Raw genomic sequence first — 24,897 nt, forward strand, 5'->3', positions numbered from 1 at the left:
CGCCATGTCCCCCGAGCTGCTTGTGCTTTCGCAGGTCCCCGACCGTTCTGCGCCGCAGGATGGTGATGCCATCCGGTTCTGTCACGACTGCGCCTTCTCGGCGGCCTGTCAGAGCGAGGGCTACGGCAAACAGGAGCTGGCCGCGTTGCAATGCGTGGTGGAGCATGTGCCGATGGTGCGGGAGGGCGGACACGTCTTCCGTCGCGGCGAGCCGTTCCGGGCGCTGTATGCCGTGCGCTCGGGCAGCGTGAAGACCTCCATCTTCAGCCGCGACGGCCGCGAGCAGGTGCTGGGCTTTTACCTGCCAGGCGAAGTGGTGGGACTCAACGGCATCTATCCGGAAAGCTACCCCTGCGACGCGATGGCACTGGAAGACGCGTCGTTCTGTCATTTCGCCTTTCCTGCGATGAGCACGCTTGCGACGGCGTTGCCGGTCGTGCAGCAGCACCTGTTCCGCTTGCTGAGCAAGGAGCTGGGCATGGCCAGCTTGCTGGCCGGTGACCATTCGGCCGAGGAGCGGGTGGCGGCCTTCCTGCTCGATCTGGGCGAGCGGCATGCGCAGCGAGGGCAATCGTCGACGGCGTTCCGGTTGGCCATGTCACGCAGCGATATCGCCAGCTATCTGCGGCTGGCGCCGGAGACCGTCAGTCGCGTGATCAGCCGGTTCCGCGAGAAGGGCTGGGTGAGCATCCAGGGTCGGCGGGTGCAGCTCAAGGAGATCACGGCGCTGCGCGAGTTGAGCGACGTGCTGTGCCAGCTTACGGCGGCGGCCTGAGCGACGCTGCGTCCGTTTGCTGTTCCGTTGATGGCGCTGGGGCGGGCTCACGTTCTTCCATCAGTGGAAGCACGCCGGGGCTGTCCAGGTCGTCGAACTGCTGGTGATGGGCGGCCCAGAAGAACACGCCGACAGCGACGATCACGATCAGCAGGGTCACGGGGATAAGTACGAGGATGATGTTCATGCCCGGGCCTCGTGGCGCGCGGTGTCACGGCCGATGCGCATGGCGTTGATCACCACGGCCAGCGAACTGGCCGACATGCCGATGGCGGCCAGCCACGGCGGCACCAGCCCCAGTGCCGCAAATGGCACGGCGCACAGGTTGTAGGCGAGCGACCAGCGGCGCCCCTGCGCCACCACGACCTGCACCTGGCGCGCGATGTGGCGCGCTTCGACCAGTCCATGCAGTTGGCCATGCAGCAACAGCAGGTCTGCATGGGCCTGGGCCAGTTCGGTGCCTGAGGCGAGAGCAGCGGAAACATCCGCCGCGGCCAGGATGGGCGCGTCGTTGTTGCCGTCGCCCACGGCCAGCGTGACGTGTCCCTGTTCCTTCTTGTGCTTGAGCAGGGCGAGCTTGTTCAGTGGTGTCTGTCGCGCGTGGACTTCGTTCACGCCCAGATTGGCGGCAGCCACGGTAACGCGCGATGGGGCGTCGCCGCTGGCGATCACCAGGGCGACGCCGTCCGCGCGCAGTTCGCGCAGGGTATCGACGGCATCGGGGCGGACCGTTTCATCCACGCGCAGGGTGGCCAGCAGGCCGCGATCGTCCGAAAGGTGAAGGTCTTCGCTGCCCGTGCCGTCCATGGCGCGCCCGAGGCGCAGCGCGTGGCCTTCAATCTCGCCGGTGATGCCGCTGCCGGCGACCACGGAAACGTACTTTGCGGCCGTGGGCTGCTCACTGCCGGTGGCGGCGGTAACGGCCCGGGCCATGGGGTGCGAGCTTCGCGTCGCCAGTGCGCCGGCCCACTGCATCCACGAGGTGGCGCCGGGGCGGTGCACGCGTGCTGCGGAAAGGTCGATGCGCGGCGTGGTCAGCGTACCCGTCTTGTCGAACACGGCAACGTCGACGCGCGCCAGGGTGTCGATGGCGCCGCTGTTGACCACCAGTACGCCACGTTGCGCCAGCACGCCAAGGGCACGCACGAGTGCGCTTGGTGCGCTCAGTGCGAAGGCGCACGGGCAGGCGATGACCAGCACGGCCACGGTTGCCTCGAAAGCGCGCGACGGATTGACGATCAACCATCCTGCCGCCGTAAGCAGCGTGAGCAGCAATACCCGCCCGACGAAGCGGCGCAGGTCGGCATGGTCCACGCGCGCGGCAGCCTCGCGCGCCAGTCGCGTGCGTGCGCTCAGGGCGCCGATGCGCGCGGCGGCGGTGTGCTGGCCGCTACGCTCCACGCGCAGTTCCGCCGGGCCATCGATAACGATGCTGCCGGCGGCCATGCGCTCGCCGCGATGGCGCGTGACAGGCCGGGATTCGCCGGTAAGCAGCGATTCGTCGACCTGCACCAGGTCGCTTTCGAGCAGACCATCGGCCGGTACCGTGGCGCCATCCGCAATGTGCACACGGTCGCCGGGCAGCAGTTCCATCGCCGGCATCAGCTCCAGCGAACCGTCAGTGCCACGCCGTTGGGCGAGCAGGGGCGTGCCATCGGCAACGGCATCGCCCAGCGCCGTGTTGCGATGTTCGGCGCGCAGTTCCACATAGCGCGCCGTCAGCAGCAGGAAGACGAACATGGTGATGGAGTCGAAATAGACCTCGCCCTGGCCGCGCAGCGTGTTGAAGGCACTGGCCAGGAACACCAGCCAGACGGCTGCGGCAATCGGTACGTTCATGCCCAGCTGGCCGCTGCGGATTTCCCGCAGTGCGCCCCGCGTGAACGGATAGGCCCCATAGAAGATCACCGGCAGCGAAGACAGGAAGCCCAGCCAGCGGAACAGGCCCCGCGTGGTGAAATCCACGAAATCCACCACACCGAGGTAGATCACGAAGGCATACGTCATGACCTGCATGGCGAACATGCCGGCGACCAGGAGGCGCTTGAGCAGGTCGCGTGTTTCCCTGGCCTGGATGTCCTCCGCCATGTCTTTGCCGAGCGGCTGCGCCGGGCAGTGTGCATTTTCGAAACTTCGCAGCAGGGCGGGCAAGGTGGTGCGCGAGGCATCCCAGATGATGTGTGCGCGACGCGAAGCGACATCGATGCGCACGCGCTGCACGCCGGGCAGTGCGTGCAGCAACTGGTCGAGCTGCATGACCTGTCGTGCATCCTGCAGCGAGGCAAGTCGAAAGGCGGCTTCCTGCCGGCCGTCACGTCGCGGCCTTATGACCTGCGCGGCAAGCTGGGGGTGCGCCCACACATCGTAGGTGCTCATGGCTTGGTCGAACGGTGGTCGTGCGTGGTGGATGGCACGCCCATCAGGGCTTTGGGCGCGTCCACGGGCTGGTCCGCGTGGCGCGCGCCCAGCACGATCATCCACACGCAGCCCGCCAGTGACGCTGCAAAAAAGGCGGCGCCCAGCCATACGACGGGCTGGTGATACCAGCGTCCGCCGGTATCAGGGGCAGGGTCATGGCGGTGGTGCATGGTCCGGATGGGAGACGTGATACACGTAAGAAGCGAGGACGCGGATCTGGTCATCCGTAAGGCGCGGGCTCCATGCCGGCATATGGCCCGTGCGCCCGTCATGGATGCTGGTCTGGATGTCCTTGAGCGTGCCGCCATGCAGCCAGATCTTGTCGGTGAGGTTGGGTGCGCCCAGTGCGATGTTGCCCTTGCCGTCAGCGCCGTGGCAGGCCGCGCAGGTCGTGAACAAGGGTTTGGCGGCTTCAGCGGCCTTCTCGTCGTGCGGCTGGCCGGACAGGCTCAGTACGTACTGCGCAAGGTTCTTCACGTTGTCCTCGCCCAGGCTGGCCCAGGGCGGCATGACGCCGCTGCGGCCATCGTGGATGGAGGTGTAGATGTCCTTGCCGTCACCGCCATACAGCCAGTCGTTGTCGGTCAGGTCAGGCGCACCGAGCAACGGATTGCCCTTGCCGGCACGGCCGTGGCAGGCCGCGCAGTTGTCCTGGAACAGGCGATTGCCCAGTTGCTGCGCCGCCGGGTCATTGGCCAGTTGCTCGATGGGATAAAGCGAGAAGCGCTTCATCAGTTCGCCCAGCTTGGCATCGTTTGCGGCGACGTTCTCCGCCAGTTCGCCGTGTGAGGTCCAGTTCAGCACGCCCTTGAACGCGCCAAAGCCGGGATACAGAGCGAGGTAGGCGAATCCGATGACGAACATGGCGGCGGACAACACCACCCACCACATCGGCAGCCGGCGCACGCCCTCGCGCAGCACGCCGTGGGCCCAGACGTGGCCACTGGTGCCGTCTTCGCGCACGGGAATCTTCGCGCGCGGCGCCCACAGGAACAGGAACAGGGTGATGCCCAGGTTCAGCACCACCAGGGACATGATCCACAACGACCAGAAGGGGCTCATGCGCCGGCATCCTTGGCGGGGGATGATGGAGTGCTGTCGGCGGCGCCCGGCGAAGGATCATCTTCCATCGGCAGGGCGGCCATGCGCGAGAAGGCGCGCCGGTGGTACCCGCTCCAGGCCCAGGCCCAGATGCAGATGAACATGACCATGATCACCACGATGATCACGCCGGTGAGGTGTCCCCACAGCTCGCTCATGGCTCGCCTCCGTCGGTGGCCGGCGCTCCAGGCTTGGCGCCCTCCGGTTCGTTGCGGATGCCCAGGCCCTGCAGATAGGCCACCAGGGCGTCCATTTCGTTCTTGCCCTTGACGGCATCGGGGGCACCGGCGATATCAGCATCCGAATACGGGTCGCCCAGCTTGCGCAGGCCGCGCATGCGCGCCTGGATGTCCGAGCCGTCGAGCTGCGTCTTTTCCAGCCACGGGTAGCCGGGCATGTTCGACTCCGGTACCACCTGGCGCGGATTCATCAGGTGCAGCACATGCCACTGGTCCGAATACTTGCCGCCGACGCGGGCAAGGTCCGGGCCGGTGCGCTTGGAGCCCCACTGGAACGGGCGGTCGTACACCGATTCCTCGGCAATGGAGTAATGACCGTAGCGTTCCGTTTCGGCACGCAGCGCGCGGATCATCTGCGAGTGGCAGAGGTAGCAGCCTTCGCGCACGTAGATGTCACGGCCCGCGAGCCGCAGCGGGTCGTACGGCTTCACGCCAGAGGGTGCCTTCACCTCGTGTGCGCTCATGAAGAGCGGGGTGATCTCCGCCAGCCCGCCGATGGAAACCATCACGGCGGTGAGGATGCCCAGCAGCGCGGCGTGCTTTTCGATCGCTTCGAAGTGTCGATAGGCCATGGTCGCGCTCCTCAGCCCGCCGCCGGCAGCGGAGCCGGGATCTGGTCCGGCTCAGGCTCGGGAATCGGAACGGGGATCGGCTTGATGATGCGGGCGCGGGCGTCGGCGGCGGTGTGCCACAGGTTCCACGCCATCACCACCATGCCTGACAGCACCAGCACGCCACCGAACCAGCGGATCAGGTACATCGGCTTGATGGCGATCAGGCTGTCGAGGAAGGAGTAGGTGAGCGAGCCGTCGGCATTGGTGGCGCGCCACATCAGGCCCTCGGTGACGCCCGCCGTCCACATGGAGCCCACGTACAGCAGCAGGCCCATGATGTGCAGCCAGAAGTGCAGCTCCATCCCCTTCTGCGAATACATCTCCGGACGGCCCAGCGCACGCGGCGCCATGGCGTAGAGCGAGCCGATGGTGATCATGGCCACCCAGCCGATGGAGCCCGAGTGCACGTGGGCAATGGTCCAGTCGGTGTAGTGCGACAGCGAGTTCACCGTCTTGATCGCCATCATCGAGCCTTCGAAGGTGGCGGCGGCGTAGAACACCAGCGACATCACCATGAACTTGGCGGCGGCATCGGTTTTCAGGCGCCACCACGAGCCGTTGAAGGTAAGCAGGCCGTTGGCGGCCGAACCCCAGCTGGGCATCAGCAGGATCAGCGAGAAGGCCATGCCCACCGATTGCACCCAGTCAGGCAGCGCCGTGTACATCAGATGGTGGGAGCCGGCCCACATGTACACCGAGATCAGCGCCCAGAAATTGACGATGGAAAAGCGGTAGCTCCACAGCGGCTGCTGGGCCTGGCGCGGCACGAAGTAATACATCATGCCCAGGAAGCCCGCGGTGAGGAAAAACGCCACCGCGTTGTGGCCGTACCACCACTGCACCATGGCATCGACCACGCCCGAATACACCGGGTAGGACTTGGTCAGGCTGATCGGCAAGGCGATGTTGTTGACGATGTGCAGCAGGCCCACGGCGATGATGAATGCGCCGTAGTACCAGTTCGCCACATAGATGTGCTTGATGCGTCGCCGCGCCAGCGTGGCGAAGAACACCACGCCGAACGACACCCATACCACCGCGATCAGAATGTCGACGAACCATTCGGGCTCGGCGTATTCCTTGCTCTGGGTAATGCCCAGCGGCATCGTGACCATGGCCAGCACGCAGATCAGCTGCCAGCCCCAGAAGGTGAGCTCGGCCAGCCGCGGCAGGGCCAGTCGCGTATGCCCGGTGCGTTGCACCACGTAGTAACAGGTGCCCATCAGGGCCGAGCCACCGAAGGCGAAGATCACTCCGAAGGTGTGGTCGGGTCGTATGCGGCTGAAGGTCAGCCAGGGAATGTCGAAGTTGAGGGCGGGCCACATCAGCTCGGCCGCGGCATACACGCCGACCGACATGCCGATGATGCCCCAGACCGCCGCCCCCAACAGAAACAGTCGTACGACCTTGTCGTCGTAATACTCGGTATTCGGCATATGGGTTCACCCTGGACGATGCCGCGATGGTGCGCCGCAGGGTCGATGCATATCGATGACCTAAGTCAATTTTTGTAGGACATGGCTGGTATGACTGCCCGGTGTTTTGCCGCAGCTGCATAGGGCATGGGCTTGAGGGCGGGGTGGCGCACGGCAGGTATTGACCCGTGTCAGTGCTCCCGCGCTGGAGAGGCCGCAAGCTCCCGGTGTTTATGCGAGAACTGCCATGACCCACGTCGTTACCGATAACTGCATCAACTGCAAGCACACCGACTGCGTCGAGGTGTGTCCCGTGGACTGCTTCCACGAGGGGGCCAATTTCCTGGTGATCGACCCGGACGAATGCATCGATTGCACGCTGTGCGTCGATGAGTGCCCGGTCGGCGCCATCTACCAGGAAGGTGACGTGCCCGCCGGGCAGGAGCCCTTCGTGGCCTTGAACGCAGCACTGGCAAGGCAGTGGCCGGTGATCAGTGCAACGATTCCCGCCCTGCCGGAAGCGGCCGAGTGGCATGGACGCCCGCACAAGCTGCCGCTGCTGATCCGCTGAGCGGGAGCCTCAGGCAGCGCGCGCCCGCCAGCGGTTGACCGCAAACCCCGCGGCAAGCATCAGTGCTACCGCGAGCTGTGCCAGCAGCGACTGCCAGGTGGGGTAAATCCCCAGCAGGTCGATGGAAGGCACCGGCGCCACGGTCACGGCCGTCCAGCCCGCTTCCTGCAGTGCGGCCACGCCCTTGCCGGTCAGCACGATAGCCAGCACGGCGATCACCAGCGAACTGATCGAGAAGAACAGGCCCAGTGGCAGGCGCTGGCTGGTCCGCAACAGCGCCCAGGCGATCAGGCACAGGATGACGGCGCCGGCGGCAAGTCCGGCAAGCAGCCACATGCCCTGGCCTTCGTTCCAGAGTGCCGTGTAGAACAGGATGGTTTCAAAGACTTCCCGGTAGACCGAGATGAAGGTGAGGCCGAACACGAACCAGGCCGAGCGCCGGTTCAGTGCGGTAGCCATCTTCGCCTTGAGGTAGGACTGCCAGCGCCCGCCGATGCTCTTCTGGTGCATCCACAGGCCCACGCCCAGCAGTACGGCGGCAGCGAACAGCGAGGACAGCCCTTCGGTCAGTTCACGGCTCGCGCCGCTGATCGAGATGGCATAACTCGCCGCGGCCCACGTGACGGCACCGGCGAACAGGGCCAGCACCCAGCCCGCGTGCACGTAACGGGTGGCGTCATGGCGATCGGCCTTGCGCAGGAAGGCGAGCAGGGCGACCACCACCAGCAGGGCCTCCAGCCCCTCGCGAACCAGGATGGTGAGTGCGCCGATGAAGGTTGTCATCGGGCTGGCCGCCGTTTCGGAAAGCAGCGTCTGCGCCTGTCCCAGCAGCGTGTCGACGTCGCGTGCCTGCGCGCTCACGGTGTCGCTGTCGGTCGATGACGTCAATGCGGTGCGATACGCGCCCATGGCGGTCTCGATGCGCGACCGCAGCGAGGCGTTGCGTGCATCCAGCCGGGCTTCGACGGGTTCGACGCCATCGAGGTACGCGGACAGCGCGAGCTGGCGTGCTTCGTCGGAACGACCTTCGCCATGGGCGTGCAGGCTGTCCGCCAGGCGGGCGCGCGCCAGCGGTATGCCGGCAAGCGCCTCATGGACGGCCTGCGGGTGGGCGCGCAGGTAGCCCACGATGACGCGCGCCTGCTCGACGCCGAGCGTATCGGTGAGGCTGGTCACGCGTGCGCGCGCCAGTTCGTTGGGCGAGGCGATGGCGCCACGGGCACGCGGGTCGTCCCGCCATGCCTGCTCGCCCTTTGCGTCCGCCACGGGATAGGCCAGCGTGCCCACGTAATAGGCCAGCGCCCAGCGGTCGTCGCTGGACAGGGACTGCGCAAAGCTCACCATCGGCGTGCCCGCCACGCCCTGGGTGATCACTTCATACAGGGACAACGCACTGCGCTGGTCAGCTCGCCCGGTGTCGGTGAAGTCGATCGGGCGCGGAGAGAGCTGCAGGCCGGCGGGACCGTCACCATGCCCGGTGGCGCCATGGCACGCCGCGCATTGGGCCTGGTAGAGCGTGGCGCCGTGCGCCAGGTCGGGCGTCTTCGCGGGCGCGGTGGGAATGGGGTAGGCCTGCAGCAAGGTGTCGGTCAGCGCATGCGCCTGTCGCGCCACCTCGGCTTGGGGGGCTTTCGCGTCGATCAGCGAAACCAGCTGGTCGGCCTGCTCACGCAGTGCCGGTGTGGCCGGCGATGCCGGCAGCGCCAGTACGCGCTCGCGGGCATGGCGGGCAAATTCGCGCATCTCGGCATATTCCGAGGCACTGACCACGGTGCCGTTCTTCACGGCACCGGCGTAGTCCGCGGCAAGGTAATCCAGCATCTGCCAGGTCTGCGGCACGCTGGTCGCCGCATCGCTACCTGTCTGCTGCGCGAAAACGGGCGGTGATGCCAGTGCGGCGACGAGCAGCCATGCAATCAGCGAGGGGATCACTTCACAAATGCGACTAATTCTCATTTGTGAAGTGTACTCCCGTTTTCGTTCGCGTGCCTCCCACGGGAGTGGGTGCGGCACCCGGTGCGTCGTCAGGACGTGATATGCAGCGGCCCGAGAATGCGCGAGGGGTGCTCCAGCGCCAGGCGGCCGTGGCCGATGCCCTGGCTGATGCTCTGGGCAATGCGCTCGGCCGTGCTGATGAACAGCTCGGCTGCCGGCGGCTCGAATACCTCGCGTGCGGTTTCCCGCCATAGCGCCAGCCATCGGTGGAACAGCGCCTGCGGGAAGGCGGGCAAGGCGCGGTGCACGCCCATCGGGTTGCCGTGGTAGCGACCCGTGCGCAGGATCACGGATGACCAGAAATCGCGCAGCGTATGCGTGTGTTCCGTCCAGTCATGCACGGCCGCGTTGAACACTGGGCCAAGCTCCGCGTCCGCGCGAACCTTGTCATAGAAGCGGTCGACCAGCGTTGCGATGCCGACCTCGTTTGCAGTGGGGAAAAGCGCCATTTGCGAGTGTCTTGGTGTGATGCGTGTCAGCCAGGCGCGCCGTCGCGCCTTGGGGTGAGATAGATCCATAGCGAGCGCGCCGCCCATGGGGTAAGGGCGAGCAGCCAGAGGGCTGCGGCGGCGATGTACCACGGCCATGGTTGAGAGATGTATTCCGCCACCACGCGAATCAAGGCCACCAGCTGCATGCCGAGAAACGCCATCCAGGGCACCGGCCCCATGGCAAGCGGACGCCCGGAGTGGCCGTGGGTGACCCGCGTGACCATCGCCACCAGCATCGCACTGAAGAAGCCGATGGTCAGGGCGTGCAGCGGCGCCAGTGCGCGCGAGGCCGTGGTGGTCGCGAGCACCTGCAGGCTGTCGATCGTATAGAGCAGGAACGACAGCGGCAGCCACGCCAGCGCGATGTACAGCACCAGCAGCAGCCCGGGGCGTCGGGCCTTCCACGGTTGCCAGGCCAGCCACTGCCAAAGCAGCAGGGCCGTCAGCGGTGCGTCGGCCAGCCATCGCCAGGCGGGCAGGCCGGACAGGTCCAGCGCGAGATGGCCAGCGGCAAGCGCCCATAGCGCCCACAGCGACCATGCGGGGCGGACCACCCGATACCCTGCGACCACATTGCCGGAGAAGAACGGCACCATGCGATGGGCCACCGTGAAGTACACCGGCAGCAGGAAGCCGAACGTGCCGATGCGGTTCGCCACGACGATCCACGTCACGGGGGCGCCAAGGCTGGCACACAGTGCCAGCGCCAGACCCACCGCGCCCATGGCCAGTGCGCACCATGCGGACATTGCCCAGGTGTCGCCAAAGCCGTGTCGATGAAGACGGGTGGCCAGTGATCCCAGTGCGGTGAACCAGCCGAGCAGCATCATCGCCAGGCCGGCGGGGAGCATGCGTGGAGCGAGGCACGCTGACGACAGTACGGTCGCCGCGCCAGCGAGCATGAGTGCGAACACGGCGACATAGGTGCGCTTGGGCACGATGTCCACGTTCATCCAGCGCGGAAACACCGTGAGCAGGAAGCCCATGATGAAGGGGGCCAGCGTGGCGTACTGCATCAGGATGCCGTGCGTCCAGCCGACCGGCAGCGGCTGGGCCGGGATCGGCCAGCCACGCCAGGACGCCAGCAGCACCCACAGCCACCACGCCATGCCGGCGACAAGCAGCGTGGCGCCAGCAAAGAACATGGCTCGATGCGGTGCGGCCAGCAGCACGGGCGCGGGTATCGAGGCAGGCGTGGACGGAGGGCTGGAAGGCATGTGGAAAATCCGCTGCGTGGTGCGTCGGAGTCCGTAGTGTCATGGCCGGTACGCCCTGCATGCCCTGACCTGGGTCAGATTTGCCGGCGCACCGCGGCCGGCTCCCGCGGGCAGATCACGAAGGGGCGGTGTGCCCGGCCAACCTGAGCATATCGATATGCTACTGTCGCCGCACGGGGATGCAGAGGGTGAAGCGATCATGCGCAGACCTTCCCAGCACAGACGTCCAGACGCAGCCGGCGACGCCGGGCGGTCGGCTGGCGAGCCGGTGACGGCCCGTCGCCAGGCTGCGCACGCGTCGCCGTCGGGGAGCCGCCGTCGCGCATCGCCATCCAGAAGTCCGCATGCGCCCGTAGCCGACCAGTTGCCGCCGTGCACCAGCTGCGCGTTCGCCGGGAGTTGCCTGGTTACCCTGGGGCAGTCGCCCACGTCGCGCGAATACGTGGCGGGCCGGGCATGGTCCTGCGAGGCCGGGGACGTCGTCGTCCGTCGTGGCGAGGCGCTGCGCGAGATCCATGTCGTGCGCAAAGGCGGCGTGAAGGCGTTCGTCGTGGCCAGCGACGGCAGGGAACAGGTGCTGGGCTTCCATCTTCCTGGCGAGTTGATCGGTTTGGACGCGATCCATCTGGATCGCCATCCCGGTGACGTTGTCGCGCTGCAGTCCTCCGAGTTCTGTCGCCTCTCGTTCGACGAAGTGCTTCAGCTTTCATCGCGTGTGCCGAAGGTGCAGCAGCAGTTGCTGCGGCTGATCAGCCGGGAGCTGGGACGCGCAAGCCAGCTGGCGGGCGACCTCAATGCGGAAGAGCGCGTGGCGTCCTTCCTGCTTGACCAGAAGCGGCGCAGTGCCGTGGTCGGTGGAAAGGCACAGGTCATGCGCCTGCCCATGTCGCGCATGGACATGGCGAACTACCTGCGGCTGGCGGCCGAAACCGTGAGTCGCGTATTCGGGCGGTTTCGCGCGCGCGGCTGGGTTGACGTGACCGGACGCAAGGTGCGCCTGCTCGATGCCGAAGCACTCCATCGCGTCTGCCAGGACTCTCCGCGCGCCGGCGCAAGCCCGTCCGCTCAGTGACTTCATGCACGGGCATGTCCCGGCGGGGCGGCGCATGCTCGCCCTCATTGCCGGAGGTCATCCATGCTCAAGCACGCACGCGCTGCCTTATGTGTCGTTTTCGCAGCAGCCAGTGCCTGGTCGGCCGCGCATGCCGACGAGGCGCCGGTGGCCTTGCGCGACGAACTGGTGAAGACCACGCAGGCGCTGATGGATGCGTTGCCGACCGGTGACAAGGCGCCCTGGGAGCGCTGGGTCACGGACGATGCCGTGATCATCGATGAATTCGGCCGGGTGGCCGGCAAGGCCGAGACCATCGCTTCGCTCCATCGATTTCCGGCGGGTGTTGCCGGCAGCATGGAGATGCGCGATCCGCACGCATGGCTGCATGGGGAAACGGCCTTGCTCAGCGTGGAGGAGTACGAGCGCGAATCGTATTACGGGCAGTCGTTCGTGGTGAGGTACCGGTCGCTGCTCACCTTCGTGAAGCAATCTGGCCAGTGGAAGCTGGCGGGCGCACAGGACGTCACCATTCCCACCCCTCCGCCGAAGCTGGACGTGCCTGGCCTGGTACCTGCCGATTATGTGGGCACTTATCGCTACGCACCGGGCCGGGCCTGGACGGTGTCGGTCGATCATGGCGTGCTGGGCATCGTCACGCGTCAGGGTGGCCCGGCGAATGTGCTGCAGCCGGTGGCCCGGGATGTTTTCATGGGCAGCGATGACGAGCGGAACCTGATGATCTTCCAGCGCGACGGACAGGGCAGGGTCACGGCGCTGGTCGAGCGGCGCAAGTTCAACGACCTGAGGCTGGGCCGGGAAAACTGACCGGGATTTAGCTTCCTCTTGATACAACAAAGCGTTTCGATATCACCCGCAAAGGGCGCGCATGGTGCGTCTCCCGGCTTTCTGTCGCGACGGGAGGGTCGGGTGTTAGGCGATCATGGATGCCAATATCGCGGCCATGGATGACTTCGTCATGCCCAGGACGCTCGGCAAGGGGCGTACCTACGTCTACCTGTTCCCGTGGCGCGAGCAGGATCTGCTGAAGGTCGGGTTTTCGCGGCAGCCGCTGGTGCGCCTGCGCACCTTGCATCGGCGGTTCTTCGACGTGTTCGACCTGGATCGCGGTTGCCTGCTGGAAACCGGGCGCCTGGCGCAGGCACGGAAGATCGAGCGCGACATCATCCTGCGTCATGCGGAGCAGCGCTCGCCGCCCCCGCTGGTGATTCCCGATGCGGCGGCGGGCTACAGCGAATGGTTTCGCGGTGTGTGCCCGGAAGTGACTGCGGCCCTGCATGAAGCCGCTGCGCGCGAAAGTGTTGAGCTGCGCTCGCTGCGCGACTGGCTGCAGCAATGGTTCGAAAGCCGGGGTGATGGGCTGTACGAGTGGTCGCTGCGCATGCTGGAGGCCATGGAGTATGAAACCTTCAACGTGCCGCCGGAGTTGCAGAGGGGCGAAGCCGCACGCTCGTTGCGCTACGTGATGGATGCCTGCGAGGCCGTGGGGTTGTCGTTGCCGCGCTTTTTCCCGGATGACGCACTGGCCTGGCGCGCGACCCTGCCGTGAGGTGCAAGCCCCGTCACGGCACCTGATTCACCAGCGGAGGCGGGCGCGGGCTTTGGCGGCGCGTTCACCCATGTGGATGCCGGCCCAGGCCACGCCAAAGGTCAATGGCAGTACAGCAAGTCGCAACAATGGCGGCAGCAGCCCGCTGCTGGCCAGCATGAGGCAGGCCAGGATCAGCAGCAGATCTGCGCGCAGGCGGCGCCGCCTGCAATCAGCGACCTTGCGCATGTAGATGGCGACCGCTTCGTCAAACGCTGCCCGCTCTCCGAGCGACGGCATGCTCCGTTCACGCGTGGCCAATAGACGCATTCGCCTTACCCCCTGCCAACGCCGTTGTGGCGCTTGCAGGCATGTTAGGCAGGCCGAAGGTGATGGCCGGATCAAGGAATCGTGTGGGTGGAGTTCAACGCGACAATCCGCCAAACCGGTCGCGTTGCGTCTCACGCATCCTTGCGCGTACGGAACGCCACGCTGACGCGCGGACCCATGGCGTAGGTCTGTTTGGGAATGCCGTGGTCGTAGTGCAGCTGCGTGTCCCAGCTCATCCACAGCAGGCTGCCGGCAGCCAGGTCCAGGTCCAGTCGACGCGGTGCTAGGTGCTTCTTGTTGCGGATGTGCATCCGTCGCGTGGCGCCCAGCGAGAGCAGGACGATCGGGTGACCTTCCTGCAGGTCGCCCAGGCGGTCGTTGTGCATGGCCACGCTGTCATGCTCGTTGCGATACAGGTTCAGGCCGATGCTGTTGAACGGCTCGCCCGTGCGGCGGCGCACCCGATCGAGCACGACGTCCAGCGGCCATGGCAGCGCCGGGTCACCGGCAGAGAAATGCGCGGTAAGGCGTGGCACGTCCAGTTCGCGCTCGTACATCAGCCGCCGCTGCTGGCGCCAGATCGGGCTGTCGAGCAGGTGTTCGAGCCACTGCTCCGCCTCCCGGGCGTCGATCACGTTCTCCTCGTACACGATCCGGCCGCTGGCATCGTCCAGCAGCACGAGCGGTCCTTGGGTGAACAGTGAAAGTTGAGACACGGTATAGGGGCGTGGCGCGAGTCGGGGCCTACTCCATATGGGGATGGCGGCGCTCAATTCGAGGGGCGTCGGCGGCGCCCTTCGGTGTCGCGCGTGGCGAATTCAGATGGCTTTGCAGGAGAGCGCTGCAGCGAGCCGTTGCGGCAGTTCCGTGAAGTGCCTGGCGACAGATGGCATGGCTACGTCATGCGGCAGCTGGCCATAACCCCAGTCCGCGAAGATGCCGGGTATGCCGTAGCTGCGTGCGGCCGCCAGGTCGACGACGTTGTCGCCGATCATCACGGCGGGAACGTCGTGCAGGCCGGCGCGATGCAGGGTCTGGTGGATGTGGCACGGGTCGGGCTTCTGTCGTTCCACCGTGTCGCCACCACAGACGGCGGCGAAAAGGTCCAGCACCTCGAGATGCCCCAGCATGGCGATGGCCGCAGTCTCGATCTTGTTGGTGCACACGGCCAGTTGCCATCCGTCCCGCACAAGCAAATCCAACGTGTCGCGGGCGCCCGGATAGAGTTGCGCGCCCGCCTCCGCGTGGGTCAGGCAATCCTGCACGAACGCCTCGATATCGCCCGCGACGGGCGATGTCTGGCGCAAGGCGTATGCTCGGCGTGCAAAAGCGGCCAGGCCATCGCCGAGCAAGGGGATGGCTTCGTCACGCTGCAGCGGTGCGATGCCCCGTCCGTGCAGGCGACGATTGATGGCCAGCGCAATGCCGTCGACGGAATCGACCAGGGTGCCGTCAAGATCGAAGATGGCCACGCGCCCGGCCTTGTGAGGCGATGCTGCGTCGCCCGCGCAACCTCGGGTCGGCCTGTTATCCATTGGCCAGTGCCGCCATGCCCGCCCTGGCGATTTCCTCGTCGTGTTGCGGCGTGTCTGCCGAAACGCCGATGGCACCCACGATATGTCCGTCGACTTCGATGGGAACGCCACCGCGCATCAGCACAAAGCCGCGCGCCGACAGCACTGCCGGCCGCTGGCCGTTGGCGGCATCTTCCAGTGCGCCGCTGGGGCGGCGGAACAGGGCGGCAGTGCGCGCCTTGGCCGGGGCAAGGTCGACGCCGGCCAGCACGGCAGCGTCATCCATGCGAACCAGCACGATGGGCAGGCCGCTGGCGTCAACGACGGAGATCACGCAGGGCCAGCCCTGCGACTTGGCCTTGGCCTCCGCGCTGTCGGCGATGCGTTTGGCGGCGCTCAGGGTCAGTACGGGTTGCGTGGGCAGGGTCATGGCGGCGGCTGCAAGAGGGAGGGTGACGGCGGTTCCGATCAAGGAGCCGATGGCAAGCAGGCGAAGGCGGTTCTTCATGAAAACATCTCGCGGGATGGGTGCGCCTATTCAAGCCTTTCGGGCGTTCCCGTGCATTGCCAGTTCATGGGATTACAATTAGGCAATACCTAATGAAGAGGCGCATGGCATGGAGCTTCGGCACCTGCGGTACTTCATTGCCGTCGCGGAGGAGTTGCACTTTGCGAGGGCGGCGGAGCGACTGGGCATCGCAGCGCCCACCCTCACCGTGCAGATCCAGGAGCTGGAGCAGGCGCTGGGCGCGCGCCTGTTACTCCGCTCGAAGCGATCCGTAGCACTGACGCCCGCCGGCGAGGCGTTCCTCGGCGAGGCCCGGTTGGCCGTAACCCAGTTCGAGCGCGCGCGCAGCGTCGGGCAGCGCGCAGGGCGCGGCGAGATCGGTCGCATCGAAGTGGGCTACGTGGGCTCTGCGGCGTATTCCGGTGCGCTGCAGGCGCAGGTGCAGCGGTTTCGCGCGGCAAGGCCTGAAGTGGAGATCGTGGCCACCGAGCATCCCATGGAGGTCCTGCCGGCCATGCTGGAAGAAGGCAGGATCGACGTGGGCTTTGTTCGCCTGCCGATGCGCCTGCCCGCCCCGCTGGCGTCGCATGCGTTGGTGCACGACGTTTTCTGCGTGGCCTTGCCGTCCCGGCATGCGCTGGTGGCTGTCGCCGGGCCGCTCGCGGCGCGGTCGCTGGCGGGTGAGCGTTTCATCGTGCCGGAGCAGCCATTGGGAACCTATGAGGTGGGACGGCGCGGGCGTTTCACTCCGCGCATCGGTGCTGTGCCCGGGAGTCTGGTGGCGGTGCTGACCCAGGTGTCGGTAGGTGCGGGTGTCGCCATCGTTCCCAGTGTGCTCAAGGACGTGATCGACATGCCGGGCGTCCGCTTCAGGCCGCTGGCTGGCAAACCGGTCGCATCAGGCGTGGCGGTGGTCTTTCGCAGGCAGGAGCGTTCGGCGGCAGTCGCTGCGTTTATCCAGCAGGTGCGTGCAACAGCGGCGCTCTCGGTAGTCTATCCGCAGCGCGGCTGAGGTCCGGCCTGCATCGGCACGCAAGGCCGGCGCTTGCGGGCGCCGGCCATTTTCAGGATGGCCTCTCAGGTGCCCTGTGCCGGTGCGGCAGACAAGTGCAGTGCCGCGCGCAGTTCGGTGCGGGCGGCTTCGTAGTCGCCATGCCAGTCGGCCCGATTCAATACTTCGGCGCCGATCACCGTGCCGGCAAGACGGCCGGCTTCCACGTCGCTGGGATAGTGCGCGCCCATCACGATGCGGTGCTGCGCATACAGGTCGGCACGGGCGAAGATCTCCGTGCGCTTCTCCGGGACCATGTTGGCCAGCAGCACGGCCGTGGTGTAGGCAAAGGTGGCATGCCCGCTCGGATAGCTCCAGTCGTCCGCCTTCTCCTTGGCCAGCGGGTGTACCTGGCTGGATGTCACCGAGGGGCGGGCGCGTCGCCAGTAGAGCTTGGCCTCCGCTACCTCGGTCTTGTCGAGTCGGGCGACGAGATCGAAGAAGGCCGCCGTCTTCGGCAGAGTGGCTGGCTGCATCGCAGGGTCAAGCACGTCCGCAAAGCGGAACACGGAGCGTTCCACGTCTGCCTTGGCTGCGGCTTGTTCCTCGGCGGTTCGCGAGCGCTGCACGGCGAGTACGGCCTGCAGGTCCTTGCTGGCCTGGGGCGATCCCGCCGCCGGTGGTGGCGGCAGCAGGGTTGCCAGTTCCAGCATAGGGTGGCTGGCATCGCCGCCATCGGCCATGGCGGGTTGGCTGGCGATCAACGCCAGCAACAGGAGTGCAGGGATCTTCATCAGAACAGGTCGGCCGAGATGGTGAAGTTGAAGTTGCGCGCCGGGATGGTCCAGTACAGCGGTGTGCCGTCGGCGCCGGTGGTGCCGGCCAGGGCGTTGATGTGGGTGTTGTTGAAAAGATTGTTGAGCTGCACGCCGATCTTGAAGTCTTTCACGTCGGTCATGTGTGGGTCGAACTTGTAGCTGGCGGCAAAGTTGGTGATCGCGTAGCCGCCAATCGGCGTGTCATCTTCGGCGTTGGCCGTGTAATAGGTCTTGCCGACAAACTTGTCGACCAGCGATGCGTAGAGGGTTCCGTCGTTGTAGATGAAGCCCATGGCCGAGGTCTTGTGCGGCGTGTTGGCATTCCACTGGTTGTCCGTGGTCTGGATCGCGCGGTTGAGCGACCCGTTGGCGTAGATGCTGAAGCCGGCGCCCAGCAGGTAGGTGCCTTCCAGTTCCAGGCCTTTGTAGTGCACGCCGCCACCGTTGTAGAACTCGGTGATGCCACCGACCTTGTGGCTCTGGACGAAGTTGTTGAAGTCGATCTTGTAGACGTCGCCCGACAGGGTCAGGCGGTCGTTGGTCCAGGTGGTGCCGAGCTGGATGTTGGTGGTTTTCTCAGGCGCCACGGCACTGTCGGAAACCGCCGGGTTCGGCACGTACAGCAGGTTCAGGTTGGGTGCCAGGTATCCCTTGGCCCACTGCGCGTAAGCCGTCCATTCGGAGGTAAACGTGTAGTGGAATGAAGCCGAGGGAAGGGTGGCGTTCCACTTTTTGGAGTAGGTGAGCGGCGTGCCGGTCTTCTGGTTCACCGAGGCGTCCAGATCGCGCTCGAAGTTGTTGTACTTCACGCCGCCAATGACATACGCGCTGTCCGTGATGTTCCACTGGTACTCCAGGAACGGCTGGATGGTGACAAGCGTGTCGTTCATGCGGCGATCCGCGGCGGCTTCCTGCAGCGTGGCGGCAGCGGGGTTCACGATGGGGTTGAACTGGTTGAGCGTGTCGTCGAACTCATACAGCCAGCGGATATCGTCCTGATGGTCGTACCACACGCCGGCACGCAGTTCGCCTGGACCGAGTTCCTTGCCGACGCGGAAAATGTCGCCCCACGAGCGGTTTGTGTTGCGCATGTGCTGGCCGGGCACGTTGTCGGCGCCGTACGCCGTGCCGTTCGGCGTTTCACCGTTCGGGTCATAGCCGTTGTAGCCGAAGTGGTTATAGCCGTAGGTGTAGACCTTGTTGTCGATGGTCCAGCCATCGAAAGCCGAATGCAGGCCGACATAGCCGAGATTGGTGTTGATCTCGTCCTTGTTGTAGCCGTAGTAGGACTGGCTGGTCGGGTCGTTGTTCAGGCCGTAGTTGTTGCCGTACTGCGCAATCTGCTCCTTGGTGGCGCCGGGCGGCACGTACTGGTGCAGGTTGTTGGCCATGGCGACGAAGGTCAGCGTGGTGTTTTCGCCTAGCGGCTGGACCACCTTGGCGAACACCGTCTGCCGGCGCTGGCCGGAATAGGTGAGGTAACCGTCCGACGAACTGTTCTGCAAATTGATCACCGCGCTGGTGCCGCTGCTGGTGAACGCGCCCGTGTTGATGGTCGCGCCCTGTACGGCCGTCTCCCAGCTGCCGAGGCTGATGTACGGGTTGATGCCGAACTGGTTCTGCGGGTTGAGCGAATCGACCGAAATGGTGCCGCCGAACGTGGCATTGCCCAGCGTGCCAGCCGTGCCCGGGCCGCGATCCACCGTCACTGCGTTGGTCTGCTGGTTGGTGAAGTAGGACGTGGAGTGGTGCGTGAAGTCGTTGGAGTCCATCCACGGGATGCCGTCGAACGTCACGTTGTACTGACCATCCTGGAAGCCGCGGATGGAGACCACGGCTGCTTCCATCAGGCCCGCGCCATTCGGCGTCACCGTGTACACGCTGGGTGCAATGGACGCGATGTCGGTGTAGTCGCCGGTGGGAGGAACGTTTTCCTGGATATAGGTGCGGCTGATGATCGACTGCGGCTGGGTGGCCACCATCGATGCCTGTGACGGGGCGATGTTGGTCACTGTGTCGGTGCCGGTCACCTGTACGGCATCCAGGCTCTTGGCCTGTTGCGGCGTGGCGCTGGAATCCGTTGCGCCATTATCTGCGGCCCACGCGGGTGTGCCGATGGCGGCGGCCAGGCAGAGAGCAAGCGTGCCGCGAGCGAGCCCGTTGGGCCCGAAGTTATGCCGTGTCATGGAGTGCCCTTTTTCTTGTGGTTCTAAAGGTGTCGAAACGGGGCGACACCGTAGGGCTGGTGCATGACAATTTGGCAACAAAATGATTATTCGAAAATCAATTAGATAATCGCATAATGTTGCGCTAAGTTTATTATAAGTATTGCCGTGAGAACTGACTAATGGATTTGTAAGTTTTGTTAATTCAATTAATAAGCTGAATATAAGTATTGCTTGCCTGGCGATGACCTCCCTCGTCGCACGGCGTGGTGGCTTCGCGCACGTGTGTCTCCGTCATGGTCGCTGAGGCAGGGTCGATAGACAGCGGGCCATCTCCCTGCAGGGCTACTGCGTTGCCGAGGGCGCGCCAGGCGCGCTCGAACTGCGCCGCCGCGATCGGCCTGCTCAGCGCGGCAAGTCGTGACGAGATCCTGGCTGTCACGGGTTCCTCGACGGCTGAAAGCCTTGCGCCTTCCTTGCGAAGGGCGAGTTGCAGCGGCGCGAAGCGCGGATGACTCGTGCACGTGACACGTGTGGCGGATTGGCGTCATCTACCTGATCGGGTAGGCATGATTTGCCACGATCGGGGGTAGGTCGCCGCGATGTAGTGAAGAAGAATGAGGCAGGGCGGCGGCATGGCCATCGCCTTCAGATCCATTCGTCACCGCGTCGCGGCCATCGCAAGCCGATGGGCGCCGCACATTGTTTTTCAGTACGCGTTCTGCGTTCGAGTCGTGCATCAGGAGAGCCCGTATGTCGAGCAATGATTTTCAGATGGACGTCGACCCCGCCAGGCGAGCGTTTCTCGGCGGCATGGCCGCAGCGTCCGCGGCACTGGTGCTCCCCGTGGCAGGTCTTTCCATGCCATCCCCCGCCGTCGCTGCGACGGCGCCCATGCGTCTCCCACAAGGAAATAACCACATGAGCACGATCACCACAAAAGATGGCACCCAGATCTATTACAAGGACTGGGGACAGGGGCAGCCCGTCGTGTTCTCGCATGGCTGGCCGCTGACGGCTGACGCATGGGATGCGCAGATGTTCTTCCTCAGCTCGCACGGCTACCGCACCATCGCGCACGATCGTCGCGGTCATGGCCGTTCCGGCCAGCCGTGGAACGGCAATGACATGGATACCTATGCCGACGATCTGGCCGAGCTGATCGAAAAGCTGGACCTGAAGAACATCGTGATGGTGGGCCACTCCACCGGTGGCGGCGAAGTGGCGCACTACATCGGTCGCCATGGCAATGCGCGCGTGGCCAAGGCCGTGCTGGTGGGCGCCGTGCCGCCGATCATGCTGAAGACGGCCGCCAACCCGGGCGGCCTGCCCATGGAAGTGTTTGACGACATCCGCGCGAAGACGCTGGCTGATCGCTCGCAGTTCTTCAAGGATCTGTCGGGCCCGTTCTTCGGCGCCAACCGCCCGGACAGCAAGGCCACGCAGGGCATGCGTGATTCGTTCTGGTGGCAGGGCATGACGGGTGGCCTCAAGGGCCTGTATGACTGCATCAAGCAGTTCTCCGAAGTGGATTACACCCCGGACTTGAAGAAGATCGAGGTGCCCACGCTGGTGATCCATGGCGACGACGACCAGATCGTGCCGATCGATGATTCCGGTCGCCTCTCCGCCAAGATCATCAAGCACGCCACGCTGAAGGTTTACCCGGGCGCACCGCATGGCCTGGCATCGACGCACGCCGAGCAGCTCAACAAGGATCTGCTCGAGTTCATCCGCTCGTGATCCATCCGGCCGTGCCGCTGACCCGTGTCGGCGGTGCGGTCACTTCGTACTCTGGAGGTCTGCCATGTCCATCGTCGCCACGCCCACCCCGGGCAAGAAACTGCTCTCGCCCACGGATCACGCCCTGATCCTGATCGACTTCCAGTCGCAGATGTCGTTCGCCACGCATTCCATCGATGCGGTCACGCTGCGCAATAACGCTGCCCTCATTGCCCATGCTGCGGCCAGCTTCAAGGTGCCGACCGTCCTTACCACCGTGGCCGAGAAGAGCTTCTCCGGTCCGATGTTCAGTGAGATCACCGAGCCGTTCCCGGGCCAGGCGTTGCTGGATCGCACCTCCATGAATACCTGGGAAGACGCCGCTGTGATCAAGCGCGTCAACGAGATCGGCAAGGATCGCCTGGTGTTCGCCGGCTTGTGGACGTCGGTGTGCATCGTGGGCCCGACGCTGTCGGCGTTGGACCAGGGCTTCGAGGTCTACGTGATTGCCGATGCCTGCGGCGATGTCTCCGACGAGGCACACAACCGCGCCATGGAGCGCATGATCCAGGCGGGCGCCATCCCGATGACCTCGGTGCAGTACCTGTTGGAACTGCAGCGCGACTGGGCGCGCACGGAAAGCTACGAAAGCACCACCGGCATCGCGCAGCGCTTTGGCGGTGCGTACGGCCTGGGCATCACCTATGCCAAGAGCATGTTCGGCGCCCACGAAGGCTGATAGCTGTCGCTGTTTTGGAGCAAGGCCATGAAAATCTACGTCATCTCGCTCGCCGCCGGCATGCTGGTCGGCGTCATCTATGGCCTGTTACAGGTTCGCTCGCCGGCGCCGCCCCTGGTGGCGCTGGTTGGCCTGCTGGGCATCCTGTTCGGTGAGCAGCTGCCGCCGCTGGTGAAGAATGTGCTGCATCGCCAGGCCGCGCCGGTCACCTGGTTGCGTGAACAGGTCGGGCCGCACATGTGTGGCGAGTTGCCCACGGCCAGGCGCGTCGCGCAAAGCAGCGTGCCGGAGGAGTCGCAGTCATGACGCCTGCCACGCCCGTGCCCGAACTGATTCTTCATGGCGGGCGTTTCACCACGCTGGATCGCTCCCAGCCGGAAGCGAACGCCGTGGCGATGGCCGACGGTCGCTTCGTGGCCGTGGGCAGCGCTGCGGACGTTATGGCGCTGGCTGGGCCTGCGACGCGCGTGATCGACCTCAAGGGCCAGCGCGTGTTGCCGGGCCTGATCGACAACCACCTGCACATCATCCGTGGCGGCCTCAACTACAACCTGGAGCTGCGCTGGGATGGCGTGCGCTCGCTGGCCGATGCCATGGCCATGCTGAAGCAGCAGGTAGCCATCACGCCCGCGCCGCAGTGGGTGCGTGTGGTGGGCGGCTTCACCGAGCACCAGTTCGCCGAGAAGCGGTTGCCGACCATTGACGAACTCAACGCCGTGGCGCCGGATACGCCGGTGTTCCTGTTGCACTTGTACGACCGCGCCATTCTCAATGGTGCCGCCCTGCGAGCCGTGGGTTACACCAGAGACACGCCGGAACCGCCGGGCGGGCAGATCACGCGCGACGGCGCAGGCAACCCCACGGGCTTGCTGCTGGCCAAGCCGAACGCGTCCATTCTCTATGCGACGCTGGCCAAGGGGCCGAAGCTTCCCTACGAGTACCAGCTCAATTCCACGCGCCATTTCATGCGCGAGCTGAACCGGCTTGGGGTGACGGGCGCCATCGATGCCGGTGGTGGCTTCCAGAATTACCCCGATGACTATGCGGTCATCGAACAGCTGGCCCGAGAAAACCAGCTGACCATCCGTCTTGCCTACAACCTGTTCACGCAGAAGCCGAAGCAGGAGAAGGACGACTTTCTCAACTGGGCGCGTAGCTCCCGGTACAAGCAAGGCGATGATTATTTCCGCCACAACGGCGCCGGCGAAATGCTGGTGTTCTCGGCAGCCGACTTCGAGGATTTCCGCCAGCCGCGGCCCGACATGCCGCCGCAGATGGAGGGCGACCTGGAAGAAGTGGTGCGCGTACTGGCGGAGAATCGCTGGCCGTGGCGCATGCATGCCACCTATGACGAAACCATCAGTCGCGCGCTGGATGTGTTCGAGAAGGTCAATCGTGATATCCCGCTGCAGGGCCTGAACTGGTTCTTCGATCACGCCGAAACCATCTCGGAGCGCTCCATCGACCGCATTGCCGCACTCGGCGGCGGCGTGGCGGTGCAGCACCGCATGGCTTACCAGGGTGAGTACTTCGTCGAGCGCTACGGTGCCGCCGCCGCACAGGCCACGCCACCGGTAAAGCGCATGCTGGAGAAGGGCCTGCGCACCTCGGCGGGCACGGATGCCACGCGCGTCGCCTCGTACAACCCATGGGTGTCGCTATCGTGGCTGGTCACGGGCAAGACAGTGGGTGGCCTGTCGATGTATCCGCGCAGCAACTGCCTGGATCGCGAAACCGCGCTGCGCATGTGGACCGAGCACGTTACCTGGTTCTCCAACGAGGTAGGCAAAAAAGGCCAGATCAAGGTGGGCCAGCTTGCCGACCTGATCGTGCCGGACCGCGACTTCTTCGCCTGTCCCGAGGCCGATATCGCCGATACCACCTCCGTGCTCACCATCGTGGGTGGGCGGGTGGTGTACGGCAGCGGCGGCTTCAGCCAGTACGAAGAGGTGACCGTGCCGCCGGCCATGCCGGAATGGTCGCCTGTACGCGTGTATGGCGGTTACGCGGGGTGGGCGCAGCAGCGTGGTGCATCTCCCGTGGCCGAGCGCGTGGCGTGTGGTTGCGATCATGCCTGTGGCGTGCATGGTCACCAGCACGCAACGGCGTGGTCGAGCCGCCTGCCTGTTTCCGATCTCAAGTCGTTCTGGGGCGCGCTGGGCTGCGCGTGCTGGGCGGTCTAGGAGCGGCGGCCGTGGCATCGCAACAGGAGCGGTCGCCGTCGCTTGCAGTGCGCTGGGCCTGGCCCTTCGCCACACCGGTGGCTCACTGGCTGGCATTGCTGGGTCTGTGCGCGGCGTATCTGCAGGGTGGCCTGCAGAAAGCCCTCGACTTCGGCGGAGCCGTGGCTGAGACCGCGCACTTCGGGCTGCATCCGGCCGCGCCCGTCGCGGCAGCGGTGATCGCCCTGGAGCTTGGCGCGTCGCTGGCCATCCTTACGGGTCGCTGCCGCTGGCTGGGTGCCTTGTTGCTTGCCGCCTTCACGCTGGCTGCCACGTTCCTCGCCAACCGGTTCTGGTCAGCGCCGGCCGCCGAGCGCTTCGCGCTGGAAAACGGCTTCTTCGAACACCTTGGCCTGGTGGGCGGATTCCTGCTGGTGGCGTGGCAGGATCTGCGCAGCCTGGGTGCAGGCTCGTCGACACCGGCCGCATCATGACATCCACAAGGAGCATCC

General features: G+C 65.4%; 27 protein-coding genes. 11 read left to right on the top strand and 16 right to left on the bottom strand.

Features of this window, described 5'->3' with window-relative positions; all coding sequences use genetic code 11:
• The first annotated feature begins 4 nt into the window (after positions 1 to 4).
• Positions 5 to 775 (top strand): helix-turn-helix domain-containing protein, encoded by a 771-nt coding sequence (locus H8F01_RS19385; protein ID WP_187056654.1) that lies wholly within the window; start codon positions 5 to 7, stop codon positions 773 to 775.
• Here the strand turns inward: H8F01_RS19385 and ccoS are convergent.
• From ccoS to ccoN, 7 genes are read right to left on the bottom strand one after another with little or no spacing between them, the layout of a single operon-like run.
• Positions 759 to 962 carry a cbb3-type cytochrome oxidase assembly protein CcoS gene (gene ccoS, locus H8F01_RS19390; protein ID WP_187056655.1) on the bottom strand — a complete coding sequence of 68 codons (204 nt, stop codon included), beginning with the start codon at positions 960 to 962 and terminating at the stop codon, positions 759 to 761. The genes H8F01_RS19385 and ccoS overlap by 17 nt on opposite strands.
• Entirely contained in the window at positions 959 to 3,151 is a 2,193-nt protein-coding gene (locus H8F01_RS19395; protein WP_187056656.1) for a heavy metal translocating P-type ATPase, read from the bottom strand. Before H8F01_RS19395 ends, ccoS begins: the two co-directional genes overlap by 4 nt.
• Positions 3,148 to 3,363, bottom strand: a complete 216-nt coding sequence (locus tag H8F01_RS19400) for a hypothetical protein (protein WP_187056657.1) — start codon at positions 3,361 to 3,363, stop codon at positions 3,148 to 3,150. The genes H8F01_RS19395 and H8F01_RS19400 overlap by 4 nt, the downstream gene beginning before the upstream one ends.
• A complete protein-coding gene (gene ccoP, locus H8F01_RS19405; protein WP_187056658.1) occupies positions 3,347 to 4,255 on the bottom strand; it encodes a cytochrome-c oxidase, cbb3-type subunit III in 909 nt (302 codons plus the stop codon). Before ccoP ends, H8F01_RS19400 begins: the two co-directional genes overlap by 17 nt.
• Positions 4,252 to 4,452, bottom strand: coding sequence for a CcoQ/FixQ family Cbb3-type cytochrome c oxidase assembly chaperone (locus H8F01_RS19410; protein ID WP_187056659.1), 201 nt, complete (start codon positions 4,450 to 4,452; stop codon positions 4,252 to 4,254). The genes ccoP and H8F01_RS19410 overlap by 4 nt, the downstream gene beginning before the upstream one ends.
• Positions 4,449 to 5,105, bottom strand: coding sequence for a cytochrome-c oxidase, cbb3-type subunit II (ccoO, locus tag H8F01_RS19415; RefSeq protein ID WP_187056660.1), 657 nt, complete (start codon positions 5,103 to 5,105; stop codon positions 4,449 to 4,451). The genes H8F01_RS19410 and ccoO overlap by 4 nt, the downstream gene beginning before the upstream one ends.
• Before the next feature lie 11 nt (positions 5,106 to 5,116).
• Positions 5,117 to 6,583 carry a cytochrome-c oxidase, cbb3-type subunit I gene (gene ccoN, locus H8F01_RS19420; protein ID WP_187056661.1) on the bottom strand — a complete coding sequence of 489 codons (1,467 nt, stop codon included), beginning with the start codon at positions 6,581 to 6,583 and terminating at the stop codon, positions 5,117 to 5,119.
• A 226-nt stretch (positions 6,584 to 6,809) separates the two neighbouring features.
• Between ccoN and fdxA the strand changes: the two genes are divergently transcribed.
• A complete protein-coding gene (gene fdxA / locus H8F01_RS19425) occupies positions 6,810 to 7,133 on the top strand; it encodes a ferredoxin FdxA (protein WP_187056662.1) in 324 nt (107 codons plus the stop codon).
• Positions 7,134 to 7,142: 9 nt separating this feature from the next.
• Here the strand turns inward: fdxA and H8F01_RS19430 are convergent, their stop codons facing one another.
• The 3 genes from H8F01_RS19430 to H8F01_RS19440 all read right to left on the bottom strand — a co-directional run bounded on the left by H8F01_RS19430 (position 7,143) and on the right by H8F01_RS19440 (position 10,836).
• Positions 7,143 to 9,089, bottom strand: coding sequence for an FTR1 family protein (locus H8F01_RS19430; RefSeq protein ID WP_187056663.1), 1,947 nt, complete (start codon positions 9,087 to 9,089; stop codon positions 7,143 to 7,145).
• 68 nt (positions 9,090 to 9,157) lie between these two features.
• Positions 9,158 to 9,577, bottom strand: a complete 420-nt coding sequence (locus tag H8F01_RS19435) for a group III truncated hemoglobin (RefSeq protein WP_187056664.1) — start codon at positions 9,575 to 9,577, stop codon at positions 9,158 to 9,160.
• 26 nt (positions 9,578 to 9,603) lie between these two features.
• The gene (locus H8F01_RS19440) at positions 9,604 to 10,836 is read right to left on the bottom strand and encodes an NnrS family protein (protein WP_187056665.1); all 1,233 of its coding nucleotides are present in this window, start codon (positions 10,834 to 10,836) and stop codon (positions 9,604 to 9,606) included.
• A 199-nt stretch (positions 10,837 to 11,035) separates the two neighbouring features.
• On the opposite strand from H8F01_RS19440, the gene H8F01_RS19445 reads away from it, so the two are divergent.
• The 3 genes from H8F01_RS19445 to H8F01_RS19455 all read left to right on the top strand — a co-directional run bounded on the left by H8F01_RS19445 (position 11,036) and on the right by H8F01_RS19455 (position 13,457).
• Entirely contained in the window at positions 11,036 to 11,908 is an 873-nt protein-coding gene (locus H8F01_RS19445) for a helix-turn-helix domain-containing protein (protein ID WP_187056666.1), read from the top strand.
• Between the two features lie 63 nt (positions 11,909 to 11,971).
• Positions 11,972 to 12,715 carry a nuclear transport factor 2 family protein gene (locus H8F01_RS19450; protein ID WP_187056667.1) on the top strand — a complete coding sequence of 248 codons (744 nt, stop codon included), beginning with the start codon at positions 11,972 to 11,974 and terminating at the stop codon, positions 12,713 to 12,715.
• Between the two features lie 115 nt (positions 12,716 to 12,830).
• On the top strand, positions 12,831 to 13,457 hold the full coding sequence (locus H8F01_RS19455; RefSeq protein WP_187056668.1) for a GIY-YIG nuclease family protein: 627 nt from the start codon (positions 12,831 to 12,833) through the stop codon (positions 13,455 to 13,457).
• Positions 13,458 to 13,484: 27 nt separating this feature from the next.
• Here the strand turns inward: H8F01_RS19455 and H8F01_RS19460 are convergent, their stop codons facing one another.
• The 4 genes from H8F01_RS19460 to H8F01_RS19475 all read right to left on the bottom strand — a co-directional run bounded on the left by H8F01_RS19460 (position 13,485) and on the right by H8F01_RS19475 (position 15,788).
• Positions 13,485 to 13,736 (bottom strand): hypothetical protein, encoded by a 252-nt coding sequence (locus H8F01_RS19460; RefSeq protein WP_187056669.1) that lies wholly within the window; start codon positions 13,734 to 13,736, stop codon positions 13,485 to 13,487.
• A gap of 161 nt (positions 13,737 to 13,897) precedes the next feature.
• Positions 13,898 to 14,446, bottom strand: coding sequence for an alpha-ketoglutarate-dependent dioxygenase AlkB (locus H8F01_RS19465; protein WP_187056670.1), 549 nt, complete (start codon positions 14,444 to 14,446; stop codon positions 13,898 to 13,900).
• Between the two features lie 138 nt (positions 14,447 to 14,584).
• Complete coding sequence (locus H8F01_RS19470) at positions 14,585 to 15,238, bottom strand: HAD hydrolase-like protein (RefSeq protein WP_187056671.1); 654 nt, start codon at positions 15,236 to 15,238, stop codon at positions 14,585 to 14,587.
• Between the two features lie 55 nt (positions 15,239 to 15,293).
• Complete coding sequence (locus H8F01_RS19475; RefSeq protein ID WP_187056672.1) at positions 15,294 to 15,788, bottom strand: GlcG/HbpS family heme-binding protein; 495 nt, start codon at positions 15,786 to 15,788, stop codon at positions 15,294 to 15,296.
• 109 nt (positions 15,789 to 15,897) lie between these two features.
• Between H8F01_RS19475 and H8F01_RS19480 the strand changes: the two genes are divergently transcribed.
• Entirely contained in the window at positions 15,898 to 16,800 is a 903-nt protein-coding gene (locus H8F01_RS19480; protein WP_187056673.1) for a LysR substrate-binding domain-containing protein, read from the top strand.
• Between the two features lie 65 nt (positions 16,801 to 16,865).
• On the opposite strand, the gene H8F01_RS19485 is transcribed toward H8F01_RS19480, so the two are convergent.
• The gene (locus H8F01_RS19485) at positions 16,866 to 17,573 is read right to left on the bottom strand and encodes an acid phosphatase (protein ID WP_187056674.1); all 708 of its coding nucleotides are present in this window, start codon (positions 17,571 to 17,573) and stop codon (positions 16,866 to 16,868) included.
• Positions 17,573 to 19,783 (bottom strand): TonB-dependent receptor, encoded by a 2,211-nt coding sequence (locus H8F01_RS19490; protein ID WP_187056675.1) that lies wholly within the window; start codon positions 19,781 to 19,783, stop codon positions 17,573 to 17,575. The genes H8F01_RS19485 and H8F01_RS19490 overlap by 1 nt, the downstream gene beginning before the upstream one ends.
• 900 nt (positions 19,784 to 20,683) lie before the next feature.
• Here H8F01_RS19490 and H8F01_RS19495 point away from each other — a divergent pair.
• The 5 genes from H8F01_RS19495 (at position 20,684) to H8F01_RS19515 (ending at position 24,879) form a co-directional block, all read left to right on the top strand.
• Complete coding sequence (locus H8F01_RS19495; protein ID WP_187056676.1) at positions 20,684 to 21,505, top strand: alpha/beta fold hydrolase; 822 nt, start codon at positions 20,684 to 20,686, stop codon at positions 21,503 to 21,505.
• A 64-nt stretch (positions 21,506 to 21,569) separates the two neighbouring features.
• The gene (locus H8F01_RS19500; RefSeq protein ID WP_187056677.1) at positions 21,570 to 22,223 is read left to right on the top strand and encodes a hydrolase; all 654 of its coding nucleotides are present in this window, start codon (positions 21,570 to 21,572) and stop codon (positions 22,221 to 22,223) included.
• A gap of 27 nt (positions 22,224 to 22,250) precedes the next feature.
• Positions 22,251 to 22,529: a XapX domain-containing protein gene (locus tag H8F01_RS19505; RefSeq protein ID WP_187056678.1), complete on the top strand. Its 279-nt coding sequence runs from the start codon at positions 22,251 to 22,253 to the stop codon at positions 22,527 to 22,529.
• Between the two features lie 14 nt (positions 22,530 to 22,543).
• Positions 22,544 to 24,406 (top strand): amidohydrolase, encoded by a 1,863-nt coding sequence (locus tag H8F01_RS19510; RefSeq protein WP_222615789.1) that lies wholly within the window; start codon positions 22,544 to 22,546, stop codon positions 24,404 to 24,406.
• An 11-nt stretch (positions 24,407 to 24,417) separates the two neighbouring features.
• Positions 24,418 to 24,879 carry a DoxX family protein gene (locus H8F01_RS19515; protein ID WP_222615682.1) on the top strand — a complete coding sequence of 154 codons (462 nt, stop codon included), beginning with the start codon at positions 24,418 to 24,420 and terminating at the stop codon, positions 24,877 to 24,879.
• The last annotated feature ends 18 nt before the right edge of the window (positions 24,880 to 24,897 follow it).

It is taken from the genome of Dyella telluris (assembly GCF_014297575.1).
Lineage (GTDB): Bacteria > Pseudomonadota > Gammaproteobacteria > Xanthomonadales > Rhodanobacteraceae > Dyella > Dyella telluris.